Genomic DNA, 25819 nt, shown 5'->3' on the forward strand with positions numbered 1-25819 from the left:
TATTTTACGCCGTCGTTGGTGTTTTCTACCAACAGCTACTAATTCAATTATTTTATAAATCCTTTACGCCGTCGTTGGTGTTTTCACCAACAGCTATAGAATCCTTACAGGTTTGAAAACCTATTAGGTTTGGCTCACTCATTTTACGCCGTTGTTAGTGTTTTTCACCAACAACTATAAAATCCTTATAGGTTTCGAAAACCTATAAGGATTGACTTACTTATTTAAAGCGCTCTTAAAAATATTTATCTACCAGCAGCACCATAGCAGCCATAGTCCATGCGCCGAGTTTTAATTCCCGGTGACTTACCGCTTCAAATACATCATTACGACTATGATGCAGGTCAAAATAACGTTGTGAATCCGGAAGCAAACCTGCCAACGGCACATTCAGCTTACGCATCGGGCCTATATCCGTACCGCTTTCCTCCTGCATAAAATCATAAACACCATAAGGCATAAACAACGGAGCCCATCTCCTAATCTTTTGCTTTGGTTCCAAAGGCATTTCAAGACCCACTCCCCTCGGCGTAAACCCACCTGCATCGCTTTCCATCGCAAAAATAGGTTGTTCATTTGCTTTCTTACTCGAATCCGCATAAGCATTGCCACCCTTCGTGCCATTCTCCTCATTCATAAAAAGCACCGCCCTTATGGTATGTTTAGGTCTGATGCCCAGCGCTTTTATACTTCTTAAAACCTCTATAGACTGTACACAACCCGCACCGTCATCCTGCGCACCTTCGCCCACATCCCAGGAATCGAGATGACCGCCCACTACAATAATTTCATTCGGCTCTTCCGTACCTTTTATTTCACCTATCACATTATACGAACGCTTCGTACCATTCATGCCGCAATCAGATATCAGTTGTGCTTTAACCGTATGATTGGAACAGGCCGCTGCCAGCTTGGTGGCGGAAGTATTGCCTATTGCCACCGCAGGAATATGCCTCGTAGTGTCGGTATAATGACTGGTACCTGTATGCGGCGCATCATCTGCACCTGTGCTTACCGAACGTATAATAACCGCCGCCGCACCTCTGTCCGCTGCTTTGTTTACCGCCATCCATCTGTATTTCACGGCATCGCCGTAACCTTCAAAGGTGTTGATGATATCCTGCCGGAAGCTGTAATTAAAAAATATAATCTTGTCTTTCACCTTTTCGGCAGGTAAAGCCGCAAAGGCATCCATATCAGGCACACAAATAACTTCGCGTTCCAGCATTTTGCCACCTGTGCCGTCCGTATTACCCAGCGACAACATGGAAACGGTTACAAACTCTTTACCGTCCAGTTGCAGCTTCAGCGACTCAGCGCCGCGCCGCCATACCGGCACATCCACCGGTTGCAGCCATACATTTTCTGCGCCTGCCGCTGTCATTGCCTTCCTGCCCCACTCCACCGCCTTGTCCGCTTCCGGCGAGCCACTCAAACGATGCCCGATGGTTTTTGTAAGCACACGCAGGTTTTCATAGCATGTGCCATGCAGCATGATTTCATCAGAAACATTTTTAAGCAAAACGGAATCGGCATTCTGGGAATACCCCATAAGCGTAGCAGCGAGACTTAATGCAAGACAGGCGATTTTTTTCATTCAGGAAGTTTTGTGTTGATTGGAATAACCTCACAAATATAACCATCATTCTAAAAAACCATCTGAAAGTTTGAGAAATGAAACAGAAAATACAGGACAGCCGATATATGATCTGTTTTCTTAAAAAAAGCGTGCAATATGTCGTTCGTGGACAAAAATTATACGGGATCAAAGCCATAGGGTTAGATTTGTTATACTGGATAATAAACCATCCGCCCCCTTATCTATGTGCCATCTTGAAACCCTGAAAGAAGCATTATTGCAAGTAATGCGTAAATATCCCGTCGATGCCTATACAGGTGAAATTCCTTCAAAAGTAGTGCTTCAGCGATACCTTGCAGAAGCCACCTTTTTACAAAATGAAACGGCAACTATCCACAAGATGAGCATTGCGGTATTGCAGAACGATTCTGTTACACTGGACGATGTACAAAGAGTGATAAACGAAGCCATACATCAGCACTTCCGTGTACGTGATTCCACCGTCATTTCGTATAACCGCGTACAAAGCATACCCTCACCCCGACCGGAATAAATATTTCAAAGCGTAGCATCAGGTGTGCCACACTTCAAAAGTGTGGCACACCTGATGAGATGAGTGGCAAAGACCTCAGGGTAAATACCGATATTATTTCCCTTTCAAATAAAAAAGCATATATAAATGTTGGATAATTGAAAAAAAATTTTAATCTTGGCATAACCTAAACCAACCCAAACCATGATTAAAAAGCTATTGCTCCTTTCAGGATGCATTTTAGTATTCGCTTCGTGTAGTACTACTACTCCGCAAAATCATACTTCTTCTACATTAGTGGCGCAGACTGCCGACAGCAAAACGGGCACAGAAGGTAAATGCTCCGGCGACAAATCATGCAGCGCCTGCAAGAACTGTAAATATTGCAAACATTGCAGTAAGGACGGCGGGACTTGTGGAGTGTGTAAGTGAGAATAAAGAATTAACCTCTAAAACATATCGTTATGATAAGCGTAAGATGTTCTGCTCTTGAGCAAGCAAGAAATGATCCTTCTTTTTTTGTACAATCTCTAATAGAAGGAACAAAAGGAGGTGGGTCTTTTGGCATGTTTAGGCATTGGCAAAAGGCAATTAAAGACATGCATGTAGAGAATTTAACTCCCTCAGAAGCTATTCGAAATTTACAAAACAGCTTTCTAAGGTTTAATGAAACTCGTGCCAATAAAACCAAACAGGAAAACTTAATCAGAAGTCTCGTTGCTTATGAAAAGGAGTTTAAGAAAATGAAATTTGAATTTGAAGAAGGCATTCGTAGGATTAAGTGGGATATACATAGCGAAGTACGGTTAACAGGAAATACACCTTGGATAGTAAATGATAAAAACAATTTCTTTGCTTTCTTTCCTATTGAAGAAGAAATTCCCTGGCTTACTCAATTAAGATTTCCTTTATTACAAAAATACATTGCTGACAGAATCCTTAAATGTGATGTCAACAAAGTCAATATGGGAATATTTAGACTAAGCGAAAATAAATTTGACTTTAAACGTTTTGATGAGGAGGAAATTGAAGATGCCCTAAATGAAACGAGGGGTATTTTTCAAAATGTTTATGATGAGTACGATAAAAGGAAAAAGTAATAATATTAAAGCTTTTCAAAGCATACATTCAGCTGTATTTAAAAAAGTTTGAGAAGTTTCTCACTTAAAGCCAAAAAAATAATAATCATAAATCCTCCTTTAATGCCAATTGATTTCACTAACACACTGGTGGTAGGTATTTCTTCAAGAGCTTTATTTGATTTAGAAGAAGAAAACAAAATATTTGAAGAGCAAGGTGTAGTTGCTTTTAGAGAATTTCAAAAGCAACATGAAACAACCATCCTTAAAAAAGGAACAGGTTTCCATATTGTAAAAGCTTTACTTAACCTGAATAAATTTGCGATTGACGACAAACGACTTGTTGAGGTTATTGTGATGTCTAAAAATAGTCCTGAAACAGGATTGCGTGTTTTAAATTCTATAATACAATACGAATTGGATATAACACGTTCTGCGTTTACTGGAGGTGAGCCATTGTATGATTATATTGATGCATTCAGTGTTGACCTTTTTTTATCAAAAGATGAAGAAGATGTTCAAAAAGTAATTGATTCGAATTCAGCATCTGCTGCTTTTAATTTATGATCCGCCGAGTTCTTATATTCCTGATGAATCTACTGTAAGAATAGCTTTTGATGCAGATGCTGTTTTATTTTCTGATGAATCAGAAACAATCTATAAAACAAAGGGGATCGTGGCCTTTCACAATAATGAAAAGCAAAATGAAAATAACCCTTTGCATGAAGGGCCACATGCTAAGCTATTAAAAATGTTATCTATTATTCAAAGGCAGATGAACACAGGAGTCGAATTATCGCCTTTAAGGATCGCAATAGTTACTGCAAGAAACAGCCCCTCACATATGAGAGTAATAAAAACATTGAGAAATTGGGATGTATATATTGATGAAGCATTTTTTTTAGGCGGGCTACCTAAGGATAAAATTTTAAAAGCATTTAAAGCCCACATTTTCTTTGACGATCAAGATGCCCATTTAAAAGATACAATGGCTTTGGTACCTTCAGCCAAAGTTCCATACGCCACTACATCTCCCTTGTATATTAAGAGGAAAGAGGTCAAAATTGCTAATCCTTTACTTGATTCAAAAAAGGAAATTGTAAAAATCCTTGTTCTCGGAGAAAACGGAATAGAGAACTTGAATCAAGATGAACATTTAAACTAACTTTTTTAATCTTCAGTAGCATTATCATATAAATACTTATATCGTTCACGCTAATATGCTTACAGAAAAAACAATTCATAAAGCTGGTCGTATTGATCAGGCAGTAAGAGATTATTTTAAGGATAATCCCGCTACAATTGAAATTCCTGCAAAGGACCTTATGAATTTATTTGTTTCAAAAGGCATCTTCAATAAAGATTATTCACGTCCTGGTTTACCGATAAGAAATTTATTGAGACAACTGGATGTAGTAGACAAACTTTCTCTTCTAAAGCATTGCAAGGTTATTCGCAAGTCAGTTAATCGGAATTGGTATTTTACACGTTAATTTAAAAGAGATACCCATCACGGATATCTCTTTTCTATTTTTTTGCTATAAATATTATTTCTTCCCAATCAACCTCTCCAACCGCTCCATCATTTCATCCTTCTCCTTCAGCATCCTTTCATAAAGCGCAATCTTTTCTTCATGTAGTTGAACAATCTTTTCAATTGGATGAAAAGTAGGATAATTATTTAGCATCGCATTATCAGAAAAGTTACACGAGATATTATAAATCGCCTGTTCTTCATCAAAATTCTGAAAAGCTTCTACCGGTATTTTCAATACCGATGATATCTGTTGCAACAAGGCCGGGTCAACGATTTCTTTCGATTCGAGGAGTGATATTTTCTTTTGGTTCCAGTCTTCGCCCAGGTCGGAGGCTAAGGCTTCCTGCTTTATGCCGAGCATTTCGCGGAAGCGTTTGATGTTGCGGCCTTCGTGTATTTTACTGTTTGACATAGCATTTGTGTGTTAGACGCAACAAATATAGTTTTTTATGCGGGTAATATGTTGCCACCGGCAGGAGAATGCGCGGATAAATTACCATCCTCCGCCGGATAGCTTATACCGTTTACAGCAAAAGAGACATACATGGATATGCCTCTTTTGAATTAAGCCGTTGGCCATAACGGACGCTATTATATGGTAAGCGATTTTATAAGCTTGTATTCTACCGAGCTTGCGGTGTACTGCCCTTTTACGGCTTCTTTTACTCTTTGGGTAACCTCATTGAGCTTTTCGTAGTTCTTTGTGCGAAGGTCACGGCATCTTTTCTGTGTACCTAATGTAGCTGCAACATTTCTGGCGCCATTCTCCATTTTGGTATGTAATTCCTGCAGGGCACTTATTGTTATGTGCTGATTGGATGGCGTGTATGTATTGCTGTGCCTGTCGAGGATAACAATAAGATCGGCAAGGGACTGAGCGAGGCTACCATAGGAGCTTTCGCTTTCGCTGATGGCTGCTTCATCAGGATTTTTGCCGAGTTTCTTTATTTTCTTCCCTCTTATTTTGCGGGTCAATGTCTTTATGGTTTCCACATGTTTTGAATTTTTACCTAAAGCGGCGGTAGCCGATGCATAGATGGGGGACACTAGTTTTAAAAGAGATGTAGGTTCTTTTTTAAAGAGCTTTTCTCTTTCGTTTACCGTTTCTGAATATTCATCGATGGCAAAGACGGTAATGTCATTGTGCGATTTGGTTTCGTTGATGAGGTCTTCGAGTGCAGCAACGGATAAATCCTGCGATGGCGGAGCATAACCGCTGAAGCTTTTAAGATGTGTAAGGAGGTCTTGTGCGTTGGCTATTTTTGCACCGAAGCCTCCTGAATAAGCCATGTTAATTTGAGTTTTAAAGGTTAAATATTTAATGATCCTATGCTTCATATATCAAATACCATGCCAAAAACCTATAAAACGGAAAATAATTTTTGAAAAAATATTAATTTATTTATTGTCAGTCTATTATAAAATATTTATTTTAACAATCCAAAAGAAGCATATTTATTTTACCATTGATGCAGGAGCCTATTCACCCGACGCAATGGTCCATTCACTCGTTGCACAGGGCAGTTCACTCGACGCACAAGGCAATTCACCCGACGCAATGGTCCATTCACTCGTTGCACAAGGCAATTCACTCGACGCACAAGGCAATTCACCCGACGCAAAGGGCAATTCACTCGTTGCACAGGGCAATTCACCCGACGCAAAGAGCAATTCACTTGTTGCACAAGGCAATTCACCTGATGCAGAGGTCTGTACAATCGACGCAATGGCTTGTGCAATTAATGAAGGAGTGTGTGCAATGGATAATAGGATTTCATCCTATTCTGCTGTGAAATAGGATTTTATCCTATTCTATTGTGTGTCGTCCTTTCAGGACTTGTAGGTATGCCGGGCAGGTAAGCATATAGGTATCCCACACTTCAAATTGTGGGATACCTATACTATGAAAGGAGTCTATTATCTACGGGTTTCAATCTGGATAATGCAATGAGAAATAAGAAAGACTTTATAATTTCAAATGCGTTATTCATAACCCATAGATGCCCGAGGGCTTTTTTGTTAAGAAGATGAATACAAAGAAAAAGGATGCATACACCCGATGAATTAATAAATATTGCGGTATTAGTCCAGAAAAAGGCTGATTTTCCCAGATACAGGTATTCTGCTTGCTTCAGAATGGAATTATAACTCACAAGGCATATCAAAATACAGAGAGCGGACAGACCCGACGCGCCGACATTATTAAATTCAAACAAATTATTCAAAATCTGATTGGCATCGAAATAACCGGAATGCAGAAAAGCCTTTTGACTATAGAGAAATGTACTTCCTACTTCAATAATGAAGCAACAGACAACCGTCAGCCTGAGCCACGCAAACTGTATGAAAATCTTATTTTCACGGTAAATACAATAGAGCAGCATAAAATCCACCCATATATATACATTGGCAACAAGCCCCTTGTATGCATCGGGAATTACAAATACCAGAAGCAGGTTAGATAAAAATGCTGCCGCTGCGTTCAGCCATAAAGCGGAACGCCATTTACCGGGGAAACCGCAAACGGGCAGCGATGAGGCCAGCACCGCAATAATGGTAAAGACGTTCCGAAACAGTTCTTCTGTATTCATTCAATATATTCAGGTATTACATTATCGGGTAAAGCCCTACTAAATCTGCAAAATAAACATCTCCTGTTCCACCGGCATTAAATTTCACAGCAAGGGTAACATTCCCATCTGAGTCAATGGCTTTGTAAAAATGGAATTTATCATTATCATCGACACCATACTTTGCGATAATGCCTTTAAAAAAAGCGAGCGAATATCTACCTTTGGCGACATCTTTTTCATTCCCAAGTACAATATCGTTATTGGAAGTTCGTTCGTTATCATTTGCAGTAAATTCAATGAAATGCCCTGCTGTACAATCCAGAGGTTCCATCATTTTTTCTATTTCAAGGCGTGTATAGGTTTTAGGGGCCAGAGGATGGGGTAATGTTGGTGTCTTGTCACCGAATGCGCCTATCATTGTGTCGAACATCTCTTTGGTTATACAATGTCGGTCTACAATTTTTTGCTGGCATTCTTGTTTTAGGCAGTTCATGGCTTCAAAGCATGGTTCTTCTACCTGTTGTGGTCTTTCTTTTAAAGTTTCCATTGGTAAATTTATTTAAGTGAACAATAATTAATTTGTTCACCAAAGGTATTGAACATCACATATGTTACATAAGTACTATTACCCGAAATTGATGCGTAAAAATACGCGACTTTTGAATGCATGCCACAATTAAAAGCATATAGGTATCCCACACTTCAAATTGTGGGATACCTGACCCCGTCATCTCCACTGCCTGCTACAGATTATCTGCTACGAAGCGGGCGCAATAATCTTTTATTTGTTGCCTTACTAAGCTGAATTGTTTGCGGACTTCGGTCGGGGTGCCGGTTGTTTTTGCAGGGTCGGGGAAATTATGATGGAAGCGCTTTGCGTTGGATGGAAAATAAGGACAGCTTTCTTTTGCATGATCGCATACGGTAATGATAAAGTCAAAATCAATGTCGCGGTAGGCATTTATATTATCGGAGGTATGGCTTGAAATATCCATACCGTCTTCCTTCATTGTTTCTACAGCCAGCGGATTTACGCCATGCGTTTCAATACCTGCGCTGTAAACGGCAGCTTTTCCACCTGCAAAATGCCTGAGATAACCTTCTGCTATCTGGCTCCTGCAACTGTTTCCGGTGCAAAGCACCAATATTTTCTTCGCCATTGTTTAAACGAATAACCAGATGATATTAATAATGCAAAACTTAGGGTCGAAACCAAAAATGATTTGCAACAGAATAACGCAGGTGGTAATAATAATAGGTTTCCTGTATTTAATGATATAGACTTTCATATTATAACCCGGCAATTGTGCTTCTACGTTCCAGCAAAACAGTATTGCGCCATACTCCATTCATCTGTCCTATCTTTTCACGATAACCTACCATACGGAATCCGCACTGTTCATGCAGCTTTATACTTGCTTCATTTTCAGGAAATATACCGGCCTGCAAAGTCCATATACCATTGCTTTCGCTGTCGGTAATGATTTTTTGCAACAACTGTCTGCCTACTCCTTTGCCACGATGTTGTCCGGCAATATATTCGCTCACTTCTGCAACGCCGGCATATACGCACCGGCCGCTTACCGCCGAAAGTGCAGCCCAGCCAACGATTTCATTACCTTCTATGGCCACATAGCGGCAAAATTCCAGATGGCCCTTATTCCATGTTTCCCAATCGGGCGCTGTCTTCTCGAAGGTGGCATTTTGGGTGGCAATACCTTCAAGGTATATCCTTGAAACATCTTTGTAATGCTGCTCTTTTAAATTTATTATTTCCATGATGCAGGTTTTTTAACAACAACCGGAACCGGGTGTACAGCAAGATGTTTTATCAGCAGTAAGATCGGCAAGGTTCTTTTTTTGCTTTACAGCAGGAATGCCACAGGCGTCTTGTGCAAGACAGGCGGTCATTTTATTTTTCAATACAAAAACTTCGCCGTTAAAGGTCAGGTCGTATCTGCCTATGGTATTGCTCTGGTATTCTACTTCCACATCAAAGTCACCGATGCCCAGCTGCTCTTCCGATAGCTTAATAATATGAAGCAGTTTGGCGGGCTTTAAGCGATGTTCATAATCGTCGGCATTCCAAAGCTGAAAGTTTACTACGCGTTCCTTACGTACCACACCGCCACAGTCAATAAAATCTTTGGTAACCATTCCTACTTCCGTAACATGGAAGTGTTCAGGCACAAAGCTGCCGTCTTCCAATAGGAAAGCCACGTTGCTCAGTGCGGGTAATATTTGTTTCACTTCTGATAATTTCATCTTTCTTTTATTAGAGGTTAATTGCAATATTGCGATAAACATTATTAAAAAAAATGCCTAACAGCATTTTGCCTTTGATACTTTCTGAAGGATATCGGAAAAATAGGTGTTTAAAACAGCAATGTTCTTTTCGTCAAGGCAATAGCAGACTGCATTCCCTTCAATATTGCCTTTAATGATACCGGCATTTTTAAGTTCCTTCAGGTGCTGCGAAACGGTGGGCTGCGCCAGCGGCAATTCATTTACGATATCGCCGCAAATGCATTCATTCACTTTCATTAAATACTCAATAATAGCAATCCTTGCAGGATGCCCCAATGCTTTGGCAAGTACTGCAATTTTATTTTGCCTGTCTGTAAAATGTTCCGTCTTTGTCGCGCCCATACTGCCTTAGTTTAATATTGCAATATTACGATTAATGTTTTTAAAACTCCAAATTTTAAAAATAAAAACCGGAGGTGAATAGGTGTGCCACACTTTCAAAGTGTGGCACACCTATTCACCTCCGGTTCATAATAATCATTCAGATAAATGCTTATCGCACTACTGTTATATCGCCTTTCAATTCTGTTTCTTTAGGTCCGTTGAAAGATGCACAGGTGTATTTGATATAGTAAAAATAAGTACCTGCATCCACGGGTTTGCCGTTTTGCGTACCATCCCAGCCTTCGCCCTGGTTAAAGCTGCCCCAGACTATCTGTCCGTAGCGGTTGTAAACAATCATTTTGTTCAGGAGTATCCTGCCGGTGGTTTCCATTTTGAAAATATCGTTCCTGCCATCCATGTTGGGTGTAAAAGCATTCGGCACAAATGCAAAGCAGCAAGGCACATGTTCAATTGAGAAACTATCGTTTATCTTACAGCCATTGGCATCGGTAACATCGTAGGTATAATGGTCTTCTTTCAGATTGGTAAGCTTTAAAGAAGGGCCGATATTGCTGCCGTTCAATGTAACATTGTAAGGAATGGTACCGCCCGTAAGCAGTATTTCGACATTTCCGTTAGGATTGGAACCTAATTCGCAATAATCGTCAATCAGGTTCTTAAACTGCAAAGAAAGCCTGTCGGGTTCATTGATGCTTATGGTATCGTCTCCGGTACAGCCATTGATATCTTTAAGATAAACACGGTACAGACCTGCGGAAAGGTTCTGAAACTGATTGGTCGTAACCCAGTTGGTCTGATTATTCAGCGAGTAGGAAAAAGCAGGCGTTCCGTTCGTATTTACTACTGTAATACTTCCATTGTTGTCGCCATTACATCTGGCATTGGTGGCGGTTAATGTAGCCATAAGATCAATGATTTCATTTGCCATGGTTGCCGTTTGTGTATAGGCACAACCTGCTGCCTGCGTTACCGTCACGGTGTAATTTCCTGCAGGTACATTGGTAGCTGTAGCTGTTGTTTGCGGAGGCGTGGTATTCCATTGATAACTGATAGGAGCAAGGCCGCCTGTTACGTTTGCCGTCATACTACCGCCATTGGCGGCCTGACAGGTAAGATTTACCACATCAACGGAAACATCTAAAGGCGTAGCTGAAAATGTAAAGAATGTATTGTCCGAAGGCATTACAGCGTATTTATAAGTACCTGAAGTCTGCAATGGAATGGCTGTGGTGGCGGCTTCAGGGAATGTGTTGTTTGTTGAAACGAGCAAGGTAGTTATATCTGCAGGCAGTTCGGTAGCGGTAAAGGCAATGGTAACATCGCCAACCGTACCTGTTTTTACCATTTTCCAATGACGGTCCATTCTTACAGCTCTGCCGTTCATGGCACAAACGTTCAATAAAGTGTCGGCATTATTATCACCAAACATTACAAAGCTCTGATCGGCAGCAAAGGTGGTAGTATTATCCGCATTCATGGCAGGGAATATTCCGCCGGTATTATCATTAAAAATAAAAACTTTGGATTTGGCTGTTACTGCTCTTGATTGCTTTTGAATGAGGCCGGAAGCATCATCGCGGCAGATACCTGTAATGTTATTCTGGTAAGCAGCATCGCCCGGCCAGACGATGGCAGATGCAGAAGACAGATAATCTACGGGAACAGCGGGTGTGCCCAATGAAATACCATATTTTATGGCAAAATAACTTTCTACTCTGCTGAATTCGTCGGATGTCAATTGACGGTTATGGCAAACGGCTTCTGCTGATTTATTGGTACCGTAGAAGTAACCTGTGAAGGAGCCTATGGCAAACCTGTAGGAACCTGCCGGCCTGGTTGCAGCTACGCCGGTTGCTTTTATTCCGTTATAAGTATTCTGGTGGGCAGGTGCCGCACCAACCATTGCGCGCAGTCCGAATATATTGGCATTTCCTGTGTTTAAAACTGTTCCTGCGGCAAAATTGGCACCACCATTAGTTGTTCCGGAGCCAAATTCTGTCCTGTTACCTCTTGTGCCTGTATTAGCTCTGTTGTTGCCGAATTGCCCGGAAGTGCTATTGCCGGTCAGACAAATAAGCTGATCAGGTGCAGTGCCTGCACCCATCATAGAACCTTGTGTGGTAGTTACGACATCTGTATTGGTAACTGAATTGGCAAGCCGCATACAGCCAGCGGCATGTTGCAAATAACTATGAAAGTTAAAAGGAACAGGATTATTGTTTACTAATGTTGTGGCGCCACCGTCGGGCGTAAGGTTAGTCAAGTTAGGATTAGTGGCCTGATTAGCCCATGTTGTCAACACATTGGCAGGTGAAACGGTAGTACCTGCTTCGGCATGATACCATGCCGTTAACCCTAAGGCAACACCTCCCGGAGCTTGTGCAAAAGCACCATTATTCAAACAAAGTCCTGCAAAGGCTGCAAAAAAGATGGAAATACGATTCATATCGGCTTATTATTATTTTCATTTAAAAAAACCCACATCTTTAGACAGCTACATTTTGATGGAGGTTGGACAAAAATAGAAAAATTCAGATACTTAGTGAATGTTTATTTATAGAGGAATACATTAGTGAATAAGAAATACTTTATATAATATAAACGGAACAAATAAGCTTCCTGAAATTTCTTTCCTTTTTTTATAGAGCAGGCTACCTCAAAAATCGTAAGTTTGAGGCCACATTATTGCAGCATGCCGGACGAATCCAATCCATACCAGATACTGACTATTCAAAAGATTATTGAAGAAACACCTGATGCAAGGACTTTTATTTTAGAAGCGGCAGGACAAAACATTTATAATTATAAAGCCGGACAATTTCTGACTTTCAATTTTGAAAGGATAAGCGGACCGGCACGCCGTTCTTATTCCATATCTTCTTCGCCTGTAACAGACGAGCCATTATCCATTACCGTAAAGCGTATTGAAAACGGGGAATTTTCGAGATATTTTATTGATCATGCGCAGGTAGGCGATAGGTTACAATGCGCAGGTGTTGGCGGACTTTTTACATTGCCGGAAGATATTGATAACTATACGCAGATATTCTTTTTAGCGGCAGGAGGAGGCATTACGCCTGTTTACTCGCTTATAAAAACTATACTGAAACAATACCCGCATCTTTCCATAGTACTGATTTACAGCAACAGGAGCACGAAGGAGACCATTTTCTATAATGCATTACTGCAATTGGCGGTTGAAAGCAAGGGACGATTAAAAATAGATTTTCTTTTCAGCAGCTCCAATAATATCCTGAAATCGAGGCTGAACAACAGCTTGCTTTCTTCTTTATTGAACGAATACCTGGATACGTCAAAGGAAAAAACACTTGCTTATATCTGCGGCCCTGTGGAATATATGGACACGGTAAATATTACTTTACTGACCGACGGCATTCCGAAAGCAAATATCCATAAAGAGGTTTTTGTGCCGTACAAGCCTGAAAGCATAGAATTGCCGCCTGATACTTTACCACACAAAGTGCGCATCAGGCTTAACAACAGAACGGAAGAAATAACGGTACAATACCCTGTTTCCATTCTGCACCAGGCAATGAAAGATGGTATTGCCCTGCCCTATAGCTGCGAATCGGGCCAATGCGGAAGTTGTGTGGCACGCTGTACTTCGGGCCGTGTATGGATTGCTTACAATGAGGTCTTAACAGAGCGTGAAATGAATCAGGGATTGATTCTTACCTGTCAGGGTTTTCCTGTTGGGGGTGATGTGGAACTGGAATATTGATATTAGATGTTAGGCAAAATAGTGTTGTGTGGAGATTGACACCTTTTAAAAGGTATTCATGATGCCGTTTTAGATTTGACAACTTTTAAAAAGCTATTCATGACGCCCTTTTAGATTTGACAACTTTTTAAAAGTTGTCAAATCTATGAATCAAATATCAATTCATCTCAGATTTCAATACTAACAATCTCTTAAGCCATCAGGAGAAATATGGTAGGCCGTTTATGCAAATCGGGCATTTCTTTTGCCCATTCGCCCACTGTTTTGGTTTTTATAAATTCTTTTTCATCCGTAATATCAGCAGCAATGCAAAGTTTTGTTTGTTGCTTGCAAAGACGGATAATGTCTTTCAGCATCTGGTTATTACGGTAAGGTGTTTCTATAAAAAGCTGCGTTTCTTTTCTTTCTGCAGAAATAGTTTCCAGTTCCTTAATGGCTTTGCCACGAATAGGTTCTTTGATAGGCAGATAACCGGCAAAGCGAAAGCCTTGTCCGTTAAAACCTGAAGCCATCAAAGCTAATAATACCGAACTTGGTCCTACCAATGGAATAACCGTTGCACCCATCTCTTGTGCTACGGCAGCCAAATCACTTCCCGGATCTGCCATACCGGGACAACCGGCTTCACTCATCATGCCAACATCATTGCCTTCTTTCAGCCATTGCCTGAATATATTCAAATCGGGCGACGTCTGACTGTTGATCTCCTGAAATTGAATAGCGTCAATATCCACCGATTTATCAATGCTTTTAAGATACCGGCGGGCGGTGCGCACGTTTTCAACAAAGAAATATTTAAGGGAACAACTTAATGTTTTTACATTTTCAGGAATGGTTTCCAATGCATTTTCTGCAAGGGGAACGGGAATGAGATATAGTTTTCCAATAACTTTTGTCATGTATTTGCTTATTATAAATTCTCGCTGCATCGCGGCCAGAAATAGGATATTACGATGGATTAAGATCCGGACAAAGGTAGGCATAAAAAATAGCCGCCCTTTAAACAGGGCGGCTATTATATTTTATCTCGACTAAGATTAGAGTTAAGCGTACATCTTCTCTTTTGACTTTTTAATCTGACTTACTAAAGAATCGAAAGCTTCGTCGAAAGACTCTTCAAACACTTTTGATTCATGCTTTGCAAACAAAGACTTTTTGGGTATGGACACTTTGATTTCGGCTACTTTGTCTTTAACTTTCTGCGATAAGTTTTCTAATCTCAGAAACACTTCCACGCCGGTTATTTTATCATGAAAGGTTTTCAGTTTGTCAATTCTCTTTTGTACGTGTTCCAGCAGTTTCTCGTCTGCATCAAAATGAACAGTCTGAATTTGTACATTCATAGTTCGTCATTTTTTAAGTTAAAAAAAATATTCTAAATGTAGTGTTATTCCATATTCGAAAGGTATAAAATAATAATGATAAATTAACTTTTAGGATGCGCTTTTCTGTAAACTTCCTGCAACCGGCTGATATTTGTTTGTGTATATATCTGAGTGGCTGCCAGACTGCTGTGACCCAATAATTCCTTAATCGCATTTAAATCCGCACCATTATTGGATAGCTGTGTTGCAAATGTATGCCGCAACACGTGAGGACTTTTTTTAACCAATGTCGTTACGTTTTTCAAATGTCTGGTAACAACCCTGTAAACGTAATTGGGATATAATTCTTTACCGCTCATCAAACACAACAAATTGACTGATGGTTGGTTGAAAATTTTTCTTTTTTCATCCATATAATGCTTGAGGTCAATCAGCAATTCATCGCTCACGGGAATCATTCTTTCTTTATTGCGCTTACCCAGCACTCTTATCTGCTTCCTCGAAAATTCAATATCCGATTCTTTAAGTCCTATTAGTTCCGCCCGACGTAATCCGCATTGATAGAGCATTTCAATAATAAGCCGTTCGGTATCGCCTTCAAATCCATCAGGATAATTGCGCATGGCTTCAATGGCAACAGTTTGTTCCTGTTCTAAAAACACAGGTAACCTTTTAGGGGCTTTTGGAGCTACTAATAATTTAGTAGGATTGCTTTGCACCAGTTTCAGGCGCATGGCGTATTTAAACAAAGATTTTAAGGTGGAGATTTTACGTTGTAATGTACGTTCACTCAAGCCTTCTTCTTTCATTCCCGCCAACCAGGAACGGAGATGTATATGCTTGATGTCGTCAGCATCTTCCAGTTCATACTCCTTCTGAAGGTAACTGGTAAATTGAAGCAGGTCATTATGATAAGCTGTGAAAGTCAGTTCGGACATGCGCTTTTCAAAGCGGATGTATCGGAGGAATTCGGGTATAATGTTTCGTAAAGTCAAAAACAGGATAATTAAGCAATGGAAAATACTGCTCCCGAAACATTATAGAAACAAGAATCGGGACTGTAAATATACGTATTTACAATCCCGATTTCAAAATAAATATTGATAACAAACAGCCAAAAAATGACTGCAGTTTTTGTTTTAAAATTTAAGGAAAAACTTAAATTTCAACTTTACCAGCCATGATTTGCTGACGGTAAGCAGCTTTAAGAATTTCTTTACGACGTTCTACAGAAGGCTTAGTGAAAGCTTGACGAGCGCGTAATTGGTTCAAAGTGCGAGATTTCTCAAATTTCTTTTTGTACTTTTTGAGAGCTTTATCAATATTTTCGCAATCTTTTGCATCTAAAATAAGCATAGTTATATACCCCCTTTTTTTCCTTTGGGATGGCAAAGGTAATTTCTTTTTTTAAATTGAACAAATGAGAATGAAGAAAATTAATATTTCTTCAAACGTTATTTATCTATCTCATGCAAAATCGTTATGTCAATACGCGAAATATGGTATCGTGATAAATTTTTAGATTGTATTTTTGCTATCTATTTATGCAAAGCGTTCATTCTATTATTTTAGCTATCGAGTCTTCCTGCGACGAAACGTCTGCTGCTATTGTCAAAGACGGACAGGTCATCAGTAATATTATTACTACCCAAAGCGTACACGAGCAATACGGCGGCGTGGTTCCCGAACTGGCTTCGAGGGCGCATTTGCAGCAAATAGTCCCCGTGGTAGATGCTGCCATTCAGAAAGCAGGTATTTCCAAAAAAGACATTACGGCAGTTGCTTTTACTCAGGCGCCGGGTTTAATCGGTTCTTTATTGGTAGGTGCATGCTTTGCAAAGGGCTTTGCACAAGCATTGAATATTCCTTTAATTGCCGTGCACCACATGCAGGCACATGTTCTGGCACATTTTATTGAAGATCCCAAACCTGCATTTCCATTTTTATGCCTGACCGTTTCGGGAGGCCATACGCAAATTGTATTGTGCCATTCCCATCTTGAAATGGAAATATTGGGCGAAACGTTGGATGATGCTGCCGGAGAAGCTTTTGACAAAATAGCCAAAATGCTGCAATTACCTTATCCCGGCGGGCCTTTAGTTGATAAACATGCAGCGAAGGGTAATCCTGAAAAATTTCCATTCCCGATTCCGGATATAAAAGAATTTGATTTCAGCTTCAGCGGCATCAAAACGGCCGTGCTTTATTTTCTTCAAAAACAACAAAAAACAGATCCTGATTTCATACAAAATAATATAGACGACATCTGCGCTTCGGTTCAACATACTATTATTAAAGCTTTAATGAAGAAATTTGAGAAAGCGGCAAAAGCTTATAAAATCACACACGTTGGAATTGCGGGTGGTGTTTCGGCTAATAGCGGATTGAGGAAGGCATTGCAGGAATATGGCGTTAAAAACAAATGGAATGTTTACCTCCCTAAATTTGAATACTGTACCGACAATGCAGCGATGATAGGTATTACTGCTTATTATAAAATGATGAAAGAACAGTTTGCAGATATGAGCGTAGTACCTTCTGCACGCACACAATGGACTTAGGCTTAAATTTCAAACAAAAAAGATCCAAATACCAATTTTAGATTTCTAATATCTAACATCTAATTTCTAATTCCTAAAAGATGCCTAACGATTGGTTTCAGTTTAAGCAGTTCAAAGTCCATCAGGAAAAATGTGCCATGAAAGTATCTACGGATGCCTGTATTCAGGGCGCATGGGCAGCGGCTGAATTTGCTGCATTATGCAAACCCGAAGCTAAGGTTTTAGACATCGGAACGGGTACAGGTTTGCTGACACTTATGTTGGCACAAGCCATGCCTGATGCACATTTTGATGCTATTGAAATCAATGAGGATGCATATCTTCAGGCTGTTTCCAACTTTGAAGCATCTGACTGGAAACAACATTTAAATACATTCCATACTTCACTTTCCGACTTTGCAGGTACAGCTGAAAGCACATCAAAATATGATTTCATTATTTGCAACCCGCCTTTTTTTCAAAATCACCTGGAATCTCAATCAAAAGCCAGAAATGACGCTCGTCATAGTCAATCGTTAAGCAAGCAAGAACTGGCAGATGCAGTAGCCGGCTTATTAAAAACTGATGGTGTTTTTTGTGTAATGTTTCCCGAAACAGAATGGGACAATTGGTTAAGTGCTATGAAAGAACATGGATTTGCTTTATTAAAACAATTGACGGTTCAACCGAGTATTTCAACCAAACCAAACAGAACCATCGGACTTATTGCTAAAAAAGATACACAATCTTTAATAAAGGTCGGGCTTACGATATATAATGACGACAGAAATTATACAGCATCAATGAGGCTCCTATTAAAGGATTATTATTTAAAATTAAATTAGAAGCCCGGATATATCCTATTTGCCGGCGCTTTAGCTAAGGAACAATTGAACTGGTTCTGGCCTACAATAATATACTGTTGTTCAACGCATGGTATGCATCTTACAATATCATTAAATCCAACAAGCGGCATTATTACTTTAGAGCCATTTGTCACCATACTTCCAACTTACGTTCTCAAGAAATACATCTACGTATTCAAGAATTAATGAAAGACATGCAGAATTATCTGATATCTTTAGATTTCACTAATAATTATATTAATTATGAAAAAGATGTTAAGATTTTTATTTGTTCTTACTATGCTGTTTAGCACGAAACTTTTTGCACAAACAGATAATGAATTTTGGTTTGTAGCGCCTGAAATTTCAAAAACTGCTCCCATTATTCTTGACAGCCCTGTTGTGCTTCGTATCACGGCGTATTCTTCTGCTGCAAGCGTTACAATAGACATGCCTGCGGATCCGACATTTCCAATCCTGACACCAACTGTGGCGGCAAATAGTACTATTACGGTACCGTTAGGCCTTTATTTAAGTAAACTCGAAAACAAACCGGCCAACACGGTACTACAAAAGGGCCTCAGAATTATTTCAACATCACCTGTAACAATTTATTATGAAGTAGTTACAGGTGCAGGGTCGTCACCAACTCAGGATAATCCGGAAATATTTGTATTGAAAGGAAAGAATGCCCTCGGAACAGATTTTATAATCCCGTCCCAAAATCTGCTCGACAATGACCCCGTAAGATTTAACCCTCAGCCTTATTCTGCATTTGATATTGTCGCTACGGAAGATGCCACAACGGTTGTCATTACACCTTCCAATGACATTGTCGGCCATCTGGCGAGCAGCGGGGCTTTTTCAATTGTTCTTAATAAGGGAGAAACCTATTCTGCTACGGCAAGTAGTCAATTAGCCGGCCAGCACTTGGGTGGTTCTACTGTAACATCAGATAAACCAATTACAATCACTGCAAAAGATGATTTATTGTTGGCATTAACTCCCTATGTAGGTGGTTGTGGCGACTTAGGTGGTGATCAAATTGTACCTGTTCCTTTATTAGGTACCCAATATATAGCAATGAGAGGGCAAATGAATGGTTCAGGCGATGATTATGTTTTTATAACCGCAACTACAAACGGAACACAGGTGTCAAAAGATGGCTCAGTTGTGTCAACAATAAATGCGGGACAAACACAACAAATTCCATTTTCCGCAGGATCTACTTTTATTGAAACCACCCAACCGACTATTGCATGGCAATTAAGCGGGATTGGCTGTGAAGTAGGCCTTACGCAACTACCTCAAATTAACTGTACCGGCAGCAGGTCTGTTTCTTACGTAAGATCCACTAATATGCAATTATGGATCAATCTTTTTACTCAAACAGGAAATGAAACCAATTTTACTATTAATGGTGCCCCCTTATCGACCTTATCTCCCGTTTTTACTGCAGTTCCCGGCACAGGCGGGCTATGGGTAGCAACAAAAGTACAACTTTCGCTTTCCAGTTATCCTCAGGGAAGTGTAATAAACATAGCTAATTCGACCGCAAATTTCCATATGGGTGTTTTAGATGGTGGACCGGGCAGCGGAACAAGCTTCGGATATTTCAGCAATTATGGCTCTCTTAATCTGACTGCAACAGCAACGCCTAATCCGGCTTGCATAGGAGACAATATTCAATTGGATGTTACAAGTTTCCCGGGCGCAACTTATAACTGGTCAGGCCCCGGGTTTATAAGCAGTATTCAAAGCCCGGTAATTACCGGTGCCGGATTTGGCAATACAGGAATATACACTGTTGACGCAGTTTCTTCTGACGGATGTCATGCTTCTGCTACTGTTAATGTCAACGTTATTAAGTGTCCTAAAGATTCATGCATTATTGACGCCGGGTACAGTATTAACTTCAACAATCCTTATACGCTTAACTTCTGGGCAAATGGTAATCCTCCCGGAGGAATATATACCTGGGACTTTGGCGATGGCACCCCTCCGTTTTCTACAAGCGCAACCTTCGTGTCGCACACTTATCCTGGCCCGGGAAGTTACTCTATTACTATAGTGTATCAGAATCCGCAACGTGAGAAATGCTTTAAGAAATATGAAATCTGCATCGCTAAAAACAATGTTGATCCTAAAAAAGATGCGAAAAAAACGGGTTTAGAATCAGGAAAAAACAATATTGGAGAACTGTATCCTAATCCTGCAAATTCAACTATCAATATTGCTTTTCAAAATACAGTTAAAAACAACAATCTGGTAGTTTCTGTTTTCTCTGTAGAAGGCAAATTAATAGCAAAGCATAACTTCACTCAAAAGGGAGGAAGTGAGACAATATCTATTCCGATTAATAAATATGCTCCAGGTATTTATATTGTTGAAATTAGCAATAACGGCATTTCTGAGAAAAGAAAATTCGTAAAACTATAGATATTATCAAATTATAAGAAAACCCCCAAATGCAATATCTGTTTATTGCGTTTGGGGATTTTCATTCCCTTCCATGAAAGTTTAAAAAACTATTTCCGGCGTTACTTAAATAAAAAAGCCTCCTGATAAATCAGGAGGCTTAATATTATTCAGCAAATAGATTAATTATTTTCTACTGCTTTCAAAATTACTTCATAACCTTTACGGAAACCACTGCCACCGCTACCGCCTATTTTAGGCTGAAATTCCCAATAAGTCCTTTTACGGTAAATCATCCCGACGTTATAAGCATACACTTCCTGAGCATAATTCTTATAAGCATAAGCTGTAGAATCTTCATCCGGATTGTTTAAGGAATCATCAATCTGATTAACCGTTACTGTATTGTTATAAACCTTTGCAGGTGTAGTATTGTAATCAGTATTGAAATTAGCGTAGGTATAAACCCATTTATCATTACCAAACTCTTTAGTATAATCCTGATCGTCAATCGGAATCATAGCATTACCATTCCATGTTACACCGTTACTTACCGGAAAAACCATTTTAATAAATTTCACATTACGTTCTTCCATTACAACATTATTATCAGATGGTGTAACGTAAATCACGCTGCTCGGCTCGAAAGGATCGGTGTTATTGGCGCGTCTTTCTACATCAATTCTGTATGCCAGCCGGCCTTCATGTTCCGTATCGCGGAATGTATCAACTGTAGTATAACGCAATTGGCCCTGATAATAGAATATCTTTTCTTCGTGATCATCCCAAATGGTAGAATCGTAGTTATAGATGATATATTTACCTATTTCAGTAGGATAAAAATTATTACCCTTATTTATATCAGAAAGACTGGTCGTTTCCTTCTTACAGGAAAATAGTCCAACAGTAATCAAAAAAACAGGTAGTATTAATTTGCGCATAGTTCATTTTGTTTTTAGGTGCTTTGACCAAAAAGCCTTGAATGTAAAACGGACGTAAGATAAAAAATATTTTTCCCATTTGAAAACATTTTTTAACCTACGTCCGAAAAATTATCAATTAAATTTTAAAAGTCGGAGCAAACGTACTATCCTTTCATACCTGCCCGTATAATTCCGCCTGCAATCACATCATCGCCTTCATAAAAAACAGCAGACTGGCCGGGCGCTATACCTTTTACATCTTCATAAAAATGCACTTTAACTTCAGCACCCTCTGTATGCAAATGGCTTAAAGCTCCGGAATCCTTATATCTTATTTTAGTGGTGACTTCCATACCTTGCGGAATAGTGTCGTACTTAATCATATTAATGCCTCCAACGGTCATGATATTCTGATCCAGTTCATGCATATCGCCCAAAACAACAGTGTTGGTTTCAGGAATAATTTTAGTTACAAAAACGGGGCGCCCCATGGCTATATCCAGGCCTTTCCGCTGACCAATGGTATAAAAAGGGTAACCTTTGTGTTTACCAACGATACTTCCATCGGCCAATACAAAATTACCGCCGTTCACTCTTTCTTCCAGTCCTTCCACATTGCGTTTCAGGAACCCACGGTAATCATTATCAGGCACAAAGCAAATTTCATAGCTTTCTGCCTTCTTCGACAATTCCGGATAACCCATGTCCAGAGCTATCTGACGCACTTCTGTTTTCAGATAATCGCCTAACGGATAAATACTCCTGCTTAAACAATCCTGTCCCAGCCCCCAAAGCACGTAACTCTGATCTTTGGTTAAATCTTTTGCTTTCGAAAGTATGAAACGTTCATTTTCTTCACGCACTTTTACATAATGTCCCGTTGCTATGAAATCACAATCCAATGCATTGGCACGCTTCAGCAATGCAGACCATTTAATGTGCGTGTTACAAAGTACACAAGGGTTAGGGGTACGTCCGGCTATATATTCATCAATAAAATTTTCGATTACGGCACCACCAAATTCCTCCCTGATATCAATTACATAATGCGGAAATCCGTGCTGCACTGCCGCCTGGCGCGCATCATTGAAAGAATCCAGATTACAACAACCTGTTTCTTTACGGCTGCCGCCGGCAGAGGCATAATCCCATGTCTTCATGGTAACGCCCACCACTTCATAACCTTGTTGATTCAACATCAAGGCTGTAACGGTACTATCTATACCACCGCTCATCGCTACTAATACTTTTCCGTTGCGGCTCATTTTTATTTAGACATTAGATGTTAAATATTAGGTATCAGACATTGTAAAATATCTGAGAAGGCGCAAAGTTACACAATAAAATAAAAGGAGGGAAAATGTGTGGATTGGAAAAAACTATCGTGATGCTTTTAATTAAAATCTTCCGCCCTTAAGTCAGAAAATTTCTTTTTCCCGTTCAGGAAATATTGAATGATAATACTCTTTTTGTAGATACCGGTTTTGCTTCTTACAGTTACCAATTCTTTATGAATCCTGCGCTTTTTATACCATTTCCCGAAGGTGAAGAAGAAATTCCAATGCGCTTTAACAATGGCCAGTATATTATTTATTTTACCGCCGGCTAAAAACTGCAATGCGGCAATGCCATCCAGAATAAGCCTTAAAGGCAAAAGCCATAAGAGTTTGCCAGCACTTTCATTCTTTAATAAAAGTACCAGGCTATTGCGAAAATTATAGTAGGTTTTCTGAGGACTTCCGTAAGTAATGACGCTGCCGCCTACATGAAAGACTGTACTATCGGCAACATAACCAATATCGTATCCGGCATTTTTCATCCGCCAACAGACATCAATTTCTTCCATGTGGGCAAATAAATCGGGATCAAGCCCGCCCAATTTGTGGTAAACATCAGCGCGGACTACAAAACAGCCGCCGGATGCCCAAAACAGGTCGTTCGTGCTGTCATTATATTGACCTTCGTCTTTTTCAAGGGTGGAAAAAATACGCCCGCGACAAAACAGATAACCCCATTTATCCATGAAACCACCTGCTGCGCCTGCGTATTCGAAGTATTCTTTGTCTTTATAGTAACGGATTTTAGGCTGACAGGCAACCAGATTCTTATTGGTTTCCATTGCAGTATGAATTGCAGGAAACCAATTGTCTGTTACTTCAAAATCCGAACTTAATAAAATGTAGTATTTTGATTGAATTTGCTTCAATGCCTCTGCGTATCCCCAGGCAAAACCATGATTTTCCTTTAATTCTATTAATTGTATATACGGAAAATGATGACGCACGTATTGGGCCGTATCATCAGGCGAAGCATGATCTACCACAATAACATCATAACCATCTTTAGCTTGTTCCACTATTTTTGGCAGAAACAACTCGTGCCATTTACGGCTGTTATAGCTTAAAATGACAACTGCTGTGTCTTGTCGGGTAACAATCATAAGATAGCCTCAATATTATTGAGGAGTTTCGTATTCAGGATTGTAAAGAGAGCTTTTGTTGATTTTTACCTGATCGTTTGGGTGAAAGGAAGTTGTCCATAACTTATAGCATCCTGCCCAGGCAAAAATAAACATGCCGAAAAAGCCCATTAAGAAAAAGAATCTTGAGGTAGAGGTTTTCGACGTTCTGATGTCTAATTCGTCGTCAATAAGTGGGATATTGTTATTTTCCATTGAAAAAGCATTGCAAATTGAGAGCACAAAAGTAAGAGAATTTGGCAAAAAGTCTAATTTTTTTTCTCTTGTCAGCAACAATTTAATTTCGGTTAAAACGTTCTTTTAAAAACCATTAGACCACCTTACAAAAACAATTAGATATTTTCAGTTTTTTCTTCTTATTTTTGCAAACTTTTTTTCCTCACAAATTAAAATAGACATATCCTGTAAGATATGAAGTTATCCCAATTTAAGTTTGATCTCCCCATCAATCTGATCGCTCAGCATCCATCCAAACAACGTGACGAAAGCCGTCTGATGGTTATCCATCGTGATACAGGCAAAATCGAACACAAGATCTTCAAAGATGTGATGAATTATTTTGAGGACAGAGATGTAATGATTGTCAATAACACCAAAGTATTTCCGGCAAGACTTTATGGCCGCAAGGAAAAAACAGGTGCGCGCATCGAAGTATTTTTATTGCGCGAATTAAGTAAACAAAACCGCCTTTGGGACGTAATCGTTGATCCTGCCCGTAAAATAAGAGTAGGTAATAAGCTTTATTTCGGCGAAAATGATGAATTGGTAGCAGAAGTAATTGACAACACTACTTCCCGCGGACGTACCATCCGTTTCCTTTTTGACGGTAATGAACAAGAGTTTAAAACGGTGCTTGACAGTATGGGCGAAACGCCATTGCCCAAATACATCAAACGTAAACCGGACGAAGAAGATCGTGAACGTTATCAAACCGTGTATGCAAAGTACGAAGGTGCTGTAGCTGCGCCTACGGCAGGTCTTCACTTCAGCCGTGAGTTGATTAAAAAGATGGAAATCGAAGGCGTAAAATTTGCAGAAGTTACATTGCATACCGGCCTTGGCACTTTCCGTCCTATTGAAGTAGAAGATTTGAGCAAACATAAAATGGATGCCGAATATTTCAATGTAGACGAATATGCTTGTGAAATCGTAAATAAAGGCATTGAAGAGAAAAGACGCATTTGCGCAGTAGGCACTACTACATTGCGTGCGTTGGAAAGCTCTGTAACTGCCCGTGGTTTATTAAAGCCGGAATCAGGATGGACTAATTTATTTATTCATCCGCCATTTAATTTTTCCATTGCAAACTGTTTAATCACTAATCTGCACTTACCAAAAACAAGTTTATTGATTATGGTAGCTGCATTTGCAGGATATGATTTGGCAATGGAAGCTTACGAAACCGCTATTAAAGAGAAATACAACTTCTTTAGTTATGGAGATGCCATGTTGGTAATTTAATTTTAAAAATAAAAGAATTAAAAAAACCGCACAATTGTGCGGTTTTTTTAATTCAGGAAATTGTGAAATGTTAAGCTTCAAAATTTCAATGTTATCTTTTTATTAATTTTTAAATTTTTCTTCGTAAATTAGCA

At 39.6% G+C, this 25819-nt stretch carries 30 protein-coding genes; 12 read left to right on the top strand and 18 right to left on the bottom strand.

Annotated elements, in window-relative coordinates; genetic code table 11:
* Nucleotides 1–235: 235 nt before the first annotated feature.
* The gene (locus F0919_RS04255; RefSeq protein ID WP_150031469.1) at nt 236–1597 is read right to left on the bottom strand and encodes a M20/M25/M40 family metallo-hydrolase; all 1362 of its coding nucleotides are present in this window, start codon (nt 1595–1597) and stop codon (nt 236–238) included.
* 226 nt (nt 1598–1823) lie between these two features.
* Between F0919_RS04255 and F0919_RS04260 the strand changes: the two genes are divergently transcribed.
* The 6 genes from F0919_RS04260 to F0919_RS04280 all read left to right on the top strand — a co-directional run bounded on the left by F0919_RS04260 (nt 1824) and on the right by F0919_RS04280 (nt 4683).
* Nucleotides 1824–2132, top strand: a complete 309-nt coding sequence (locus F0919_RS04260) for a hypothetical protein (RefSeq protein WP_150031470.1) — start codon at nt 1824–1826, stop codon at nt 2130–2132.
* A gap of 183 nt (nt 2133–2315) precedes the next feature.
* On the top strand, nt 2316–2543 hold the full coding sequence (locus F0919_RS04265; protein ID WP_150031471.1) for a hypothetical protein: 228 nt from the start codon (nt 2316–2318) through the stop codon (nt 2541–2543).
* A 32-nt stretch (nt 2544–2575) separates the two neighbouring features.
* Nucleotides 2576–3211: a hypothetical protein gene (locus F0919_RS04270; RefSeq protein WP_150031472.1), complete on the top strand. Its 636-nt coding sequence runs from the start codon at nt 2576–2578 to the stop codon at nt 3209–3211.
* A 102-nt stretch (nt 3212–3313) separates the two neighbouring features.
* Entirely contained in the window at nt 3314–3757 is a 444-nt protein-coding gene (locus F0919_RS18710; RefSeq protein ID WP_216629363.1) for a 5'-nucleotidase, read from the top strand.
* Complete coding sequence (locus F0919_RS18715) at nt 3720–4355, top strand: 5'-nucleotidase (RefSeq protein ID WP_216629364.1); 636 nt, start codon at nt 3720–3722, stop codon at nt 4353–4355. The genes F0919_RS18710 and F0919_RS18715 overlap by 38 nt, the downstream gene beginning before the upstream one ends.
* Before the next feature lie 55 nt (nt 4356–4410).
* Nucleotides 4411–4683: a hypothetical protein gene (locus F0919_RS04280; RefSeq protein WP_150031473.1), complete on the top strand. Its 273-nt coding sequence runs from the start codon at nt 4411–4413 to the stop codon at nt 4681–4683.
* A gap of 54 nt (nt 4684–4737) precedes the next feature.
* On the opposite strand, the gene F0919_RS04285 is transcribed toward F0919_RS04280, so the two are convergent.
* Both F0919_RS04285 and F0919_RS04290 read right to left on the bottom strand, forming a co-directional pair.
* Entirely contained in the window at nt 4738–5139 is a 402-nt protein-coding gene (locus tag F0919_RS04285; RefSeq protein WP_150031474.1) for a helix-turn-helix domain-containing protein, read from the bottom strand.
* Between the two features lie 179 nt (nt 5140–5318).
* Nucleotides 5319–6017: a hypothetical protein gene (locus tag F0919_RS04290; protein WP_150031475.1), complete on the bottom strand. Its 699-nt coding sequence runs from the start codon at nt 6015–6017 to the stop codon at nt 5319–5321.
* Between the two features lie 115 nt (nt 6018–6132).
* On the opposite strand from F0919_RS04290, the gene F0919_RS04295 reads away from it, so the two are divergent.
* Nucleotides 6133–6525, top strand: coding sequence for a hypothetical protein (locus F0919_RS04295; RefSeq protein WP_216629365.1), 393 nt, complete (start codon nt 6133–6135; stop codon nt 6523–6525).
* A gap of 103 nt (nt 6526–6628) precedes the next feature.
* Here F0919_RS04295 and F0919_RS04300 read toward each other — a convergent pair whose 3' ends face one another.
* From F0919_RS04300 to F0919_RS04330, 7 genes are all read right to left on the bottom strand, one after another.
* On the bottom strand, nt 6629–7318 hold the full coding sequence (locus tag F0919_RS04300) for a hypothetical protein (RefSeq protein ID WP_150031477.1): 690 nt from the start codon (nt 7316–7318) through the stop codon (nt 6629–6631).
* Between the two features lie 16 nt (nt 7319–7334).
* The gene (locus F0919_RS04305) at nt 7335–7847 is read right to left on the bottom strand and encodes a hypothetical protein (protein ID WP_150031478.1); all 513 of its coding nucleotides are present in this window, start codon (nt 7845–7847) and stop codon (nt 7335–7337) included.
* A 196-nt stretch (nt 7848–8043) separates the two neighbouring features.
* Nucleotides 8044–8460, bottom strand: a complete 417-nt coding sequence (locus F0919_RS04310) for an arsenate reductase ArsC (protein WP_150031479.1) — start codon at nt 8458–8460, stop codon at nt 8044–8046.
* A 130-nt stretch (nt 8461–8590) separates the two neighbouring features.
* Entirely contained in the window at nt 8591–9079 is a 489-nt protein-coding gene (locus tag F0919_RS04315) for a GNAT family N-acetyltransferase (RefSeq protein WP_150031480.1), read from the bottom strand.
* Nucleotides 9080–9091: 12 nt separating this feature from the next.
* Nucleotides 9092–9565 (bottom strand): DUF6428 family protein, encoded by a 474-nt coding sequence (locus tag F0919_RS04320; RefSeq protein ID WP_150031481.1) that lies wholly within the window; start codon nt 9563–9565, stop codon nt 9092–9094.
* Between the two features lie 57 nt (nt 9566–9622).
* Nucleotides 9623–9949: an ArsR/SmtB family transcription factor gene (locus F0919_RS04325; RefSeq protein WP_150031482.1), complete on the bottom strand. Its 327-nt coding sequence runs from the start codon at nt 9947–9949 to the stop codon at nt 9623–9625.
* A gap of 151 nt (nt 9950–10100) precedes the next feature.
* Entirely contained in the window at nt 10101–12398 is a 2298-nt protein-coding gene (locus tag F0919_RS04330; protein WP_150031483.1) for a T9SS type B sorting domain-containing protein, read from the bottom strand.
* Between the two features lie 225 nt (nt 12399–12623).
* On the opposite strand from F0919_RS04330, the gene F0919_RS04335 reads away from it, so the two are divergent.
* Nucleotides 12624–13694, top strand: a complete 1071-nt coding sequence (locus tag F0919_RS04335; protein ID WP_150031484.1) for a ferredoxin--NADP reductase — start codon at nt 12624–12626, stop codon at nt 13692–13694.
* Nucleotides 13695–13885: 191 nt separating this feature from the next.
* Here F0919_RS04335 and F0919_RS04340 read toward each other — a convergent pair whose 3' ends face one another.
* The 4 genes from F0919_RS04340 to rpsU all read right to left on the bottom strand — a co-directional run bounded on the left by F0919_RS04340 (nt 13886) and on the right by rpsU (nt 16375).
* The gene (locus F0919_RS04340) at nt 13886–14593 is read right to left on the bottom strand and encodes an SAM-dependent methyltransferase (RefSeq protein WP_150031485.1); all 708 of its coding nucleotides are present in this window, start codon (nt 14591–14593) and stop codon (nt 13886–13888) included.
* Nucleotides 14594–14737: 144 nt separating this feature from the next.
* Nucleotides 14738–15037, bottom strand: coding sequence for a ribosome hibernation-promoting factor, HPF/YfiA family (hpf, locus tag F0919_RS04345; RefSeq protein ID WP_150031486.1), 300 nt, complete (start codon nt 15035–15037; stop codon nt 14738–14740).
* Nucleotides 15038–15120: 83 nt separating this feature from the next.
* On the bottom strand, nt 15121–16014 hold the full coding sequence (locus F0919_RS04350) for a tyrosine-type recombinase/integrase (protein ID WP_262713940.1): 894 nt from the start codon (nt 16012–16014) through the stop codon (nt 15121–15123).
* A gap of 163 nt (nt 16015–16177) precedes the next feature.
* Nucleotides 16178–16375 (bottom strand): 30S ribosomal protein S21, encoded by a 198-nt coding sequence (gene rpsU / locus F0919_RS04355; RefSeq protein WP_150031488.1) that lies wholly within the window; start codon nt 16373–16375, stop codon nt 16178–16180.
* 188 nt (nt 16376–16563) lie between these two features.
* Here rpsU and tsaD point away from each other — a divergent pair, with 188 nt between their 5' ends.
* The 3 genes from tsaD (at nt 16564) to F0919_RS04370 (ending at nt 20843) form a co-directional block, all read left to right on the top strand.
* Nucleotides 16564–17580: a tRNA (adenosine(37)-N6)-threonylcarbamoyltransferase complex transferase subunit TsaD gene (tsaD, locus tag F0919_RS04360; protein WP_150031489.1), complete on the top strand. Its 1017-nt coding sequence runs from the start codon at nt 16564–16566 to the stop codon at nt 17578–17580.
* Between the two features lie 80 nt (nt 17581–17660).
* Nucleotides 17661–18404 (top strand): tRNA1(Val) (adenine(37)-N6)-methyltransferase, encoded by a 744-nt coding sequence (locus F0919_RS04365; RefSeq protein WP_150031490.1) that lies wholly within the window; start codon nt 17661–17663, stop codon nt 18402–18404.
* 264 nt (nt 18405–18668) lie between these two features.
* Entirely contained in the window at nt 18669–20843 is a 2175-nt protein-coding gene (locus tag F0919_RS04370; RefSeq protein WP_150031491.1) for a T9SS type A sorting domain-containing protein, read from the top strand.
* A gap of 161 nt (nt 20844–21004) precedes the next feature.
* Here F0919_RS04370 and F0919_RS04375 read toward each other — a convergent pair whose 3' ends face one another.
* From F0919_RS04375 to F0919_RS04390, 4 genes are all read right to left on the bottom strand, one after another.
* Entirely contained in the window at nt 21005–21763 is a 759-nt protein-coding gene (locus F0919_RS04375) for a hypothetical protein (protein WP_150031492.1), read from the bottom strand.
* 146 nt (nt 21764–21909) lie between these two features.
* Nucleotides 21910–23010, bottom strand: a complete 1101-nt coding sequence (mnmA, locus tag F0919_RS04380; protein ID WP_150031493.1) for a tRNA 2-thiouridine(34) synthase MnmA — start codon at nt 23008–23010, stop codon at nt 21910–21912.
* Between the two features lie 128 nt (nt 23011–23138).
* Nucleotides 23139–24185: a glycosyltransferase family 2 protein gene (locus tag F0919_RS04385; protein WP_150031494.1), complete on the bottom strand. Its 1047-nt coding sequence runs from the start codon at nt 24183–24185 to the stop codon at nt 23139–23141.
* Between the two features lie 15 nt (nt 24186–24200).
* Nucleotides 24201–24419 carry a hypothetical protein gene (locus tag F0919_RS04390; RefSeq protein ID WP_150031495.1) on the bottom strand — a complete coding sequence of 73 codons (219 nt, stop codon included), beginning with the start codon at nt 24417–24419 and terminating at the stop codon, nt 24201–24203.
* A 216-nt stretch (nt 24420–24635) separates the two neighbouring features.
* Between F0919_RS04390 and queA the strand changes: the two genes are divergently transcribed.
* Nucleotides 24636–25685: a tRNA preQ1(34) S-adenosylmethionine ribosyltransferase-isomerase QueA gene (queA, locus tag F0919_RS04395; RefSeq protein WP_150031496.1), complete on the top strand. Its 1050-nt coding sequence runs from the start codon at nt 24636–24638 to the stop codon at nt 25683–25685.
* Nucleotides 25686–25819: the final 134 nt, after the last annotated feature.

Origin of the sequence: Taibaiella lutea, from assembly GCF_008629695.1 — a bacterium.
In the GTDB taxonomy this organism is placed as follows: domain Bacteria; phylum Bacteroidota; class Bacteroidia; order Chitinophagales; family Chitinophagaceae; genus Taibaiella; species Taibaiella lutea.

Coding starts and splice junctions, on each gene's coding strand:
- F0919_RS04280 (WP_150031473.1), top strand. CDS start 4,411: ATGCTTACAGAAAAAACAATTCATAAAGCTGGTCGTATTGATCAGGCA.
- F0919_RS04375 (WP_150031492.1), bottom strand. CDS start 21,763: ATGCGCAAATTAATACTACCTGTTTTTTTGATTACTGTTGGACTATTT.
- F0919_RS04300 (WP_150031477.1), bottom strand. CDS start 7,318: ATGAATACAGAAGAACTGTTTCGGAACGTCTTTACCATTATTGCGGTG.
- F0919_RS04325 (WP_150031482.1), bottom strand. CDS start 9,949: ATGGGCGCGACAAAGACGGAACATTTTACAGACAGGCAAAATAAAATT.
- queA (WP_150031496.1), top strand. CDS start 24,636: ATGAAGTTATCCCAATTTAAGTTTGATCTCCCCATCAATCTGATCGCT.
- F0919_RS04305 (WP_150031478.1), bottom strand. CDS start 7,847: ATGGAAACTTTAAAAGAAAGACCACAACAGGTAGAAGAACCATGCTTT.
- F0919_RS18710 (WP_216629363.1), top strand. CDS start 3,314: ATGCCAATTGATTTCACTAACACACTGGTGGTAGGTATTTCTTCAAGA.
- tsaD (WP_150031489.1), top strand. CDS start 16,564: ATGCAAAGCGTTCATTCTATTATTTTAGCTATCGAGTCTTCCTGCGAC.
- F0919_RS04340 (WP_150031485.1), bottom strand. CDS start 14,593: ATGACAAAAGTTATTGGAAAACTATATCTCATTCCCGTTCCCCTTGCA.
- F0919_RS04320 (WP_150031481.1), bottom strand. CDS start 9,565: ATGAAATTATCAGAAGTGAAACAAATATTACCCGCACTGAGCAACGTG.
- F0919_RS04330 (WP_150031483.1), bottom strand. CDS start 12,398: ATGAATCGTATTTCCATCTTTTTTGCAGCCTTTGCAGGACTTTGTTTG.
- F0919_RS04265 (WP_150031471.1), top strand. CDS start 2,316: ATGATTAAAAAGCTATTGCTCCTTTCAGGATGCATTTTAGTATTCGCT.
- F0919_RS04255 (WP_150031469.1), bottom strand. CDS start 1,597: ATGAAAAAAATCGCCTGTCTTGCATTAAGTCTCGCTGCTACGCTTATG.
- F0919_RS04370 (WP_150031491.1), top strand. CDS start 18,669: ATGAAAAAGATGTTAAGATTTTTATTTGTTCTTACTATGCTGTTTAGC.
- rpsU (WP_150031488.1), bottom strand. CDS start 16,375: ATGCTTATTTTAGATGCAAAAGATTGCGAAAATATTGATAAAGCTCTC.
- F0919_RS04270 (WP_150031472.1), top strand. CDS start 2,576: ATGATAAGCGTAAGATGTTCTGCTCTTGAGCAAGCAAGAAATGATCCT.
- F0919_RS04385 (WP_150031494.1), bottom strand. CDS start 24,185: ATGATTGTTACCCGACAAGACACAGCAGTTGTCATTTTAAGCTATAAC.
- F0919_RS04285 (WP_150031474.1), bottom strand. CDS start 5,139: ATGTCAAACAGTAAAATACACGAAGGCCGCAACATCAAACGCTTCCGC.
- F0919_RS04390 (WP_150031495.1), bottom strand. CDS start 24,419: ATGGAAAATAACAATATCCCACTTATTGACGACGAATTAGACATCAGA.
- F0919_RS04260 (WP_150031470.1), top strand. CDS start 1,824: ATGTGCCATCTTGAAACCCTGAAAGAAGCATTATTGCAAGTAATGCGT.
- hpf (WP_150031486.1), bottom strand. CDS start 15,037: ATGAATGTACAAATTCAGACTGTTCATTTTGATGCAGACGAGAAACTG.
- F0919_RS04315 (WP_150031480.1), bottom strand. CDS start 9,079: ATGGAAATAATAAATTTAAAAGAGCAGCATTACAAAGATGTTTCAAGG.
- mnmA (WP_150031493.1), bottom strand. CDS start 23,010: ATGAGCCGCAACGGAAAAGTATTAGTAGCGATGAGCGGTGGTATAGAT.
- F0919_RS04310 (WP_150031479.1), bottom strand. CDS start 8,460: ATGGCGAAGAAAATATTGGTGCTTTGCACCGGAAACAGTTGCAGGAGC.
- F0919_RS04365 (WP_150031490.1), top strand. CDS start 17,661: ATGCCTAACGATTGGTTTCAGTTTAAGCAGTTCAAAGTCCATCAGGAA.
- F0919_RS04290 (WP_150031475.1), bottom strand. CDS start 6,017: ATGGCTTATTCAGGAGGCTTCGGTGCAAAAATAGCCAACGCACAAGAC.